Origin of the sequence: Campylobacter sp. BCW_6889, from assembly GCF_001762535.1 — a bacterium.
In the GTDB taxonomy this organism is placed as follows: domain Bacteria; phylum Campylobacterota; class Campylobacteria; order Campylobacterales; family Campylobacteraceae; genus Campylobacter_D; species Campylobacter_D jejuni.
Genome location: NZ_MJWZ01000057.1, coordinates 1 through 6485 on the forward strand (window position 1 = coordinate 1; position 6485 = coordinate 6485).

A 6485-nucleotide genomic window follows, 5' to 3' on the forward strand; every position below is an offset into this window, starting at 1 on the left:
CAAATACTTATATAAATACTTACACAAATATTTATACTATTTAATCCTTTATTTAATCCCCTTTTAAGTTTAATTGGTTATACTTTCATTTCCTTTTTTTGAAAAAAGGACTTAAAATCTTTTAAATTATAAAGTTTCACTAACTGAGTAGATTTTATAAATTAACTTTATTTTAGATTTTTTAAGTTTTTAAATTATTTGAGTTTTTAACTTTCTTAATTTTTTAATTTAAAACTAAAAAGCTTTTTTATAAATCTTGTTTTTAATTTAAAAACTTTTCTTTTAAAAATGATTTTTTGTTTTGTTCTTTTAACTTAGTATTGTTATTCAAATCTTATTAGTCAATCTTTGAAATCTAAATAAGTGATCGATTGAGCCAGAAAGATTTAGGCATAAGCAATTATGTAAAATCTATTCAATCTAATTTAAAAAGATTAAAAGCTTTTCTTTTAATCTTTTATAACTTTTTCTTTGAAGAAAAAGATTAAACTATCTATAAAAGTAATAAGGTTTATCTCTTTAATGTAATCTAAGTAGTTTATCTATATTAGGTTGGCGGGGTAGGCCTTTAGCTTGCTTCTTAGTCAAGGCTTTGCCTTGATGCTAAAGAAGGTTTATTATGGAGAGTTTGATCCTGGCTCAGAGTGAACGCTGGCGGCGTGCCTAATACATGCAAGTCGAACGATGAAGCTTCTAGCTTGCTAGAAGTGGATTAGTGGCGCACGGGTGAGTAAGGTATAGTTAATCTGCCCTACACAAGAGGACAACAGTTGGAAACGACTGCTAATACTCTATACTCCTGCTTAACACAAGTTGAGTAGGGAAAGTTTTTCGGTGTAGGATGAGACTATATAGTATCAGCTAGTTGGTAAGGTAATGGCTTACCAAGGCTATGACGCTTAACTGGTCTGAGAGGATGATCAGTCACACTGGAACTGAGACACGGTCCAGACTCCTACGGGAGGCAGCAGTAGGGAATATTGCGCAATGGGGGAAACCCTGACGCAGCAACGCCGCGTGGAGGATGACACTTTTCGGAGCGTAAACTCCTTTTCTTAGGGAAGAATTCTGACGGTACCTAAGGAATAAGCACCGGCTAACTCCGTGCCAGCAGCCGCGGTAATACGGAGGGTGCAAGCGTTACTCGGAATCACTGGGCGTAAAGGGCGCGTAGGCGGATTATCAAGTCTCTTGTGAAATCTAATGGCTTAACCATTAAACTGCTTGGGAAACTGATAGTCTAGAGTGAGGGAGAGGCAGATGGAATTGGTGGTGTAGGGGTAAAATCCGTAGATATCACCAAGAATACCCATTGCGAAGGCGATCTGCTGGAACTCAACTGACGCTAAGGCGCGAAAGCGTGGGGAGCAAACAGGATTAGATACCCTGGTAGTCCACGCCCTAAACGATGTACACTAGTTGTTGGGATGCTAGTCATCTCAGTAATGCAGCTAACGCATTAAGTGTACCGCCTGGGGAGTACGGTCGCAAGATTAAAACTCAAAGGAATAGACGGGGACCCGCACAAGCGGTGGAGCATGTGGTTTAATTCGAAGATACGCGAAGAACCTTACCTGGGCTTGATATCCTAAGAACCTTATAGAGATATGAGGGTGCTAGCTTGCTAGAACTTAGAGACAGGTGCTGCACGGCTGTCGTCAGCTCGTGTCGTGAGATGTTGGGTTAAGTCCCGCAACGAGCGCAACCCACGTATTTAGTTGCTAACGGTTCGGCCGAGCACTCTAAATAGACTGCCTTCGTAAGGAGGAGGAAGGTGTGGACGACGTCAAGTCATCATGGCCCTTATGCCCAGGGCGACACACGTGCTACAATGGCATATACAATGAGACGCAATACCGCGAGGTGGAGCAAATCTATAAAATATGTCCCAGTTCGGATTGTTCTCTGCAACTCGAGAGCATGAAGCCGGAATCGCTAGTAATCGTAGATCAGCCATGCTACGGTGAATACGTTCCCGGGTCTTGTACTCACCGCCCGTCACACCATGGGAGTTGATTTCACTCGAAGCCGGAATACTAAACTAGTTACCGTCCACAGTGGAATCAGCGACTGGGGTGAAGTCGTAACAAGGTAACCGTAGGAGAACCTGCGGTTGGATCACCTCCTTTCTAGAGTACAAAGTAATAAGTCTCACCACTATTACTTCAAATATATAAACTCAATTGATTCTTGTTTAGATTTCAAAGATTGATGATAAAGCTAATTGTTTATGGGGAATTAGCTCAGCTGGGAGAGCGCCTGCTTTGCACGCAGGAGGTCAGCGGTTCGATCCCGCTATTCTCCACCATTTATTAAGGGCCTATAGCTCAGCTGGTTAGAGTGCACCCCTGATAAGGGTGAGGTCACAAGTTCAAGTCTTGTTAGGCCCACCATAAAAAAGATTTGAATAAAAAAGCTTTAAAATCTAAAGCAAGTATATAAAGTAGATTAAATATAAAATATAAACTCTATACTTAGATTTATTTTTTTATCTTTAACTATAAAAGAATATACTTTAATAGATATAAGTAGCATATACATTATGTATTTATATTTATAATGATTATATTAATATATATACTTCCTTTAGGTTTTAAACCTAAATGTTCTTTTTAATTATCATTGTTAAGAGTCACAAGCAAGTTTTAATAAAAACAATTTTACAGGACTTGTTAAAGGATAAAACCTATTTATCTTTTCTTTGGTTTAACTTATATCTTTTAATTATCTTTATCTTTAAAATAAAGAGAATATTAGATTTAAGATTTATAAATTAAAGACAAGTTTCAAACTCACAGCTTAGTTAAGACTAAATCATTTAGTTTCTATATTAAGGTTTGAATGCTTTCCGTCTTAAGATAAAGAAGTCTTATCATAAAAACTTTAACAAGGAAGTGATGCGTTTTAGAATCAATAAAAAAGGTAGAAGTTAGGTTATATCTAACTTTTATGCAAATTGTTTTTTTAGTGATTAAGAATTGAAGCTTTATCTACATTAATTTTTTAATGAATGTTTAGTTTATTTCGTTTTAAGCCTAATATCTTTTAGGTTGGCGGGGTAGGCCTTTAGCTTTGGTTCTTTAAGATGAGCTTTGCTCATCTGCTAAAAGAACATCAAAAGGTAAGCTACTAAGAGCGAATGGTGGATGCCTTGACTGGTAAAGGCGATGAAGGACGTACTAGACTGCGATAAGCTACGGGGAGCTGTCAAGAAGCTTTGATCCGTAGATTTCCGAATGGGGCAACCCAATGTATAGAGATATACATTACCTATATAGGAGCGAACGAGGGGAATTGAAACATCTTAGTACCCTCAGGAAAAGAAATCAATAGAGATTGCGTCAGTAGCGGCGAGCGAAAGCGCAAGAGGGCAAACCCAGTGCTTGCACTGGGGGTTGTAGGACTGCAATGTGCAAGAGCTGAGTTTAGCAGAACATTCTGGAAAGTATAGCCATAGAGGGTGATAGTCCCGTATGCGAAAAACAAAGCTTAGCTAGCAGTATCCTGAGTAGGGCGGGACACGAGGAATCCTGTCTGAATCCGGGTCGACCACGATCCAACCCTAAATACTAATACCAGATCGATAGTGCACAAGTACCGTGAGGGAAAGGTGAAAAGAACTGAGGTGATCAGAGTGAAATAGAACCTGAAACCATTTGCTTACAATCATTCAGAGCACTATGTAGCAATACAGTGTGATGGACTGCCTTTTGCATAATGAGCCTGCGAGTTGTGGTGTCTGGCAAGGTTAAGCAAACGCGAAGCCGTAGCGAAAGCGAGTCTGAATAGGGCGCTTAGTCAGATGCTGCAGACCCGAAACGAAGTGATCTATCCATGAGCAAGTTGAAGCTAGTGTAAGAACTAGTGGAGGACTGAACCCATAGGCGTTGAAAAGCCCCGGGATGACTTGTGGATAGGGGTGAAAGGCCAATCAAACTTCGTGATAGCTGGTTCTCTCCGAAATATATTTAGGTATAGCGTTGTGTCGTAATATAAGGGGGTAGAGCACTGAATGGGCTAGGGCATACACCAATGTACCAAACCCTATCAAACTCCGAATACCTTATATGTAATCACAGCAGTCAGGCGGCGAGTGATAAAATCCGTCGTCAAGAGGGAAACAACCCAGACTACCAGCTAAGGTCCCTAAATCTTACTTAAGTGGAAAACGATGTGAAGTTACTTAAACAACCAGGAGGTTGGCTTAGAAGCAGCCATCCTTTAAAGAAAGCGTAATAGCTCACTGGTCTAGTGATTTTGCGCGGAAAATATAACGGGGCTAAAGTAAGTACCGAAGCTGTAGACTTGCACACAACTTAGATTATTTAAGTTTAGAATATAAAAAACTAAGTTATATGTTTTAAGTTATATTTTTACTGATTTTTATAGAGTAAAGATAGAAACAAAACTTAGTAAAATCAGTAAAAATATTCTTGGTTTAAAGTTTAAGTAGTTTAAGTTGTGTGCAAGTGGTAGGAGAGCGTTCTATTTGCGTCGAAGGTATACCGGTAAGGAGTGCTGGAGCGAATAGAAGTGAGCATGCAGGCATGAGTAGCGATAATTAATGTGAGAATCATTAACGCCGTAAACCCAAGGTTTCCTACGCGATGCTCGTCATCGTAGGGTTAGTCGGGTCCTAAGTCGAGTCCGAAAGGGGTAGACGATGGCAAATTGGTTAATATTCCAATACCAACATTAGTGTGCGATGGAAGGACGCTTAGGGCTAAGGGGGCTAGCGGATGGAAGTGCTAGTCTAAGGTCGTAGGAGCTTATATAGGCAAATCCGTATAAGAACACTCCGAGAACTGAAAGGCTTTTTGAAGTCTTCGGATGGATAGAAGAACCCCTGATGCCGTCGAGCCAAGAAAAGTTTCTAAGTTTAGCTAATGTTGCCCGTACCGTAAACCGACACAGGTGGGTGGGATGAGTATTCTAAGGCGCGTGGAAGAACTCTCTTTAAGGAACTCTGCAAAATAGCACCGTATCTTCGGTATAAGGTGTGGTTAGCTTCGTACTAGGATTTACTCCGAAAGCGAAGAAACTTACAACAAAGAGTCCCTCCCGACTGTTTACCAAAAACACAGCACTCTGCTAACTCGTAAGAGGATGTATAGGGTGTGACGCCTGCCCGGTGCTCGAAGGTTAATTGATGGGGTTAGCATTAGCGAAGCTCTTGATCGAAGCCCGAGTAAACGGCGGCCGTAACTATAACGGTCCTAAGGTAGCGAAATTCCTTGTCGGTTAAATACCGACCTGCATGAATGGCGTAACGAGATGGGAGCTGTCTCAAAGAGGGATCCAGTGAAATTGTAGTGGAGGTGAAAATTCCTCCTACCCGCGGCAAGACGGAAAGACCCCGTGGACCTTTACTACAGCTTGACACTGCTACTTGGATAAGAATGTGCAGGATAGGTGGGAGGCTTTGAGTATATGACGCCAGTTGTATATGAGCCGTTGTTGAGATACCACTCTTTCTTATTTGGGTAGCTAACCAGCTTGAGTTATCCTCAAGTGGGACAATGTCTGGTGGGTAGTTTGACTGGGGCGGTCGCCTCCCAAATAATAACGGAGGCTTACAAAGGTTGGCTCAGAACGGTTGGAAATCGTTCGTAGAGTATAAAGGTATAAGCCAGCTTAACTGCAAGACATACAAGTCAAGCAGAGACGAAAGTCGGTCTTAGTGATCCGGTGGTTCTGTGTGGAAGGGCCATCGCTCAAAGGATAAAAGGTACCCCGGGGATAACAGGCTGATCTCCCCCAAGAGCTCACATCGACGGGGAGGTTTGGCACCTCGATGTCGGCTCATCGCATCCTGGGGCTGGAGCAGGTCCCAAGGGTATGGCTGTTCGCCATTTAAAGCGGTACGCGAGCTGGGTTCAGAACGTCGTGAGACAGTTCGGTCCCTATCTGCCGTGGGCGTAAGAAGATTGAAGAGATTTGACCCTAGTACGAGAGGACCGGGTTGAACAAACCACTGGTGTAGCTGTTGTTCTGCCAAGAGCATCGCAGCGTAGCTAAGTTTGGAAAGGATAAACGCTGAAAGCATCTAAGCGTGAAGCCAACTCTAAGATGAATCTTCTCTAAGCTCTCTAGAAGACTACTAGTTTGATAGGCTGGGTGTGTAATGGATGAAAGTCCTTTAGCTGACCAGTACTAATAGAGCGTTTGGCTTATCTTTAATAAAGCATCACTTCCTTGTTAAGGTTTTTAAGAAGACTTTGAATATAGATAATATTTAGAGTTTCATAGAAATCTTTCAAGTAGAGTTTGTATTAGAACTTGCTCTTAACATTGTTTTTTAAGTATTCTATATAAAAACTTATCAAAGATAAAAGATAAGTAAAGAAGAAAGAAAAACAAAAGAAGAAAGAGAATAAAGAAAAAAGTAAAGAAATAAAAGATTAAGCTTTATTTATAAATTAAATCTTTCAAAGAATATTTAAATAACAATGTCCGTGATTATACAGATGTGGAAACGCCTTGCT

General features: G+C 40.7%; 2 tRNA genes and 2 rRNA genes. All 4 read left to right on the forward strand.

Annotated elements, in window-relative coordinates:
- The first annotated feature begins 616 nt into the window (after window positions 1–616).
- The 4 genes from AJ939_RS05820 (at window position 617) to AJ939_RS05835 (ending at window position 6178) form a co-directional block, all read left to right on the forward strand.
- A 16S ribosomal RNA gene (locus AJ939_RS05820) occupies window positions 617–2129 on the forward strand.
- A gap of 103 nt (window positions 2130–2232) precedes the next feature.
- Window positions 2233–2308: transfer RNA gene (locus AJ939_RS05825), tRNA-Ala, on the forward strand.
- 8 nt (window positions 2309–2316) lie between these two features.
- Window positions 2317–2393, forward strand: a tRNA-Ile gene (locus tag AJ939_RS05830).
- 726 nt (window positions 2394–3119) lie between these two features.
- Window positions 3120–6178: ribosomal RNA gene (locus tag AJ939_RS05835) — 23S ribosomal RNA — on the forward strand.
- Together the 16S and 23S rRNA genes with 2 tRNA genes alongside form the textbook arrangement of a ribosomal RNA operon.
- Window positions 6179–6485 lie beyond the last annotated feature (307 nt).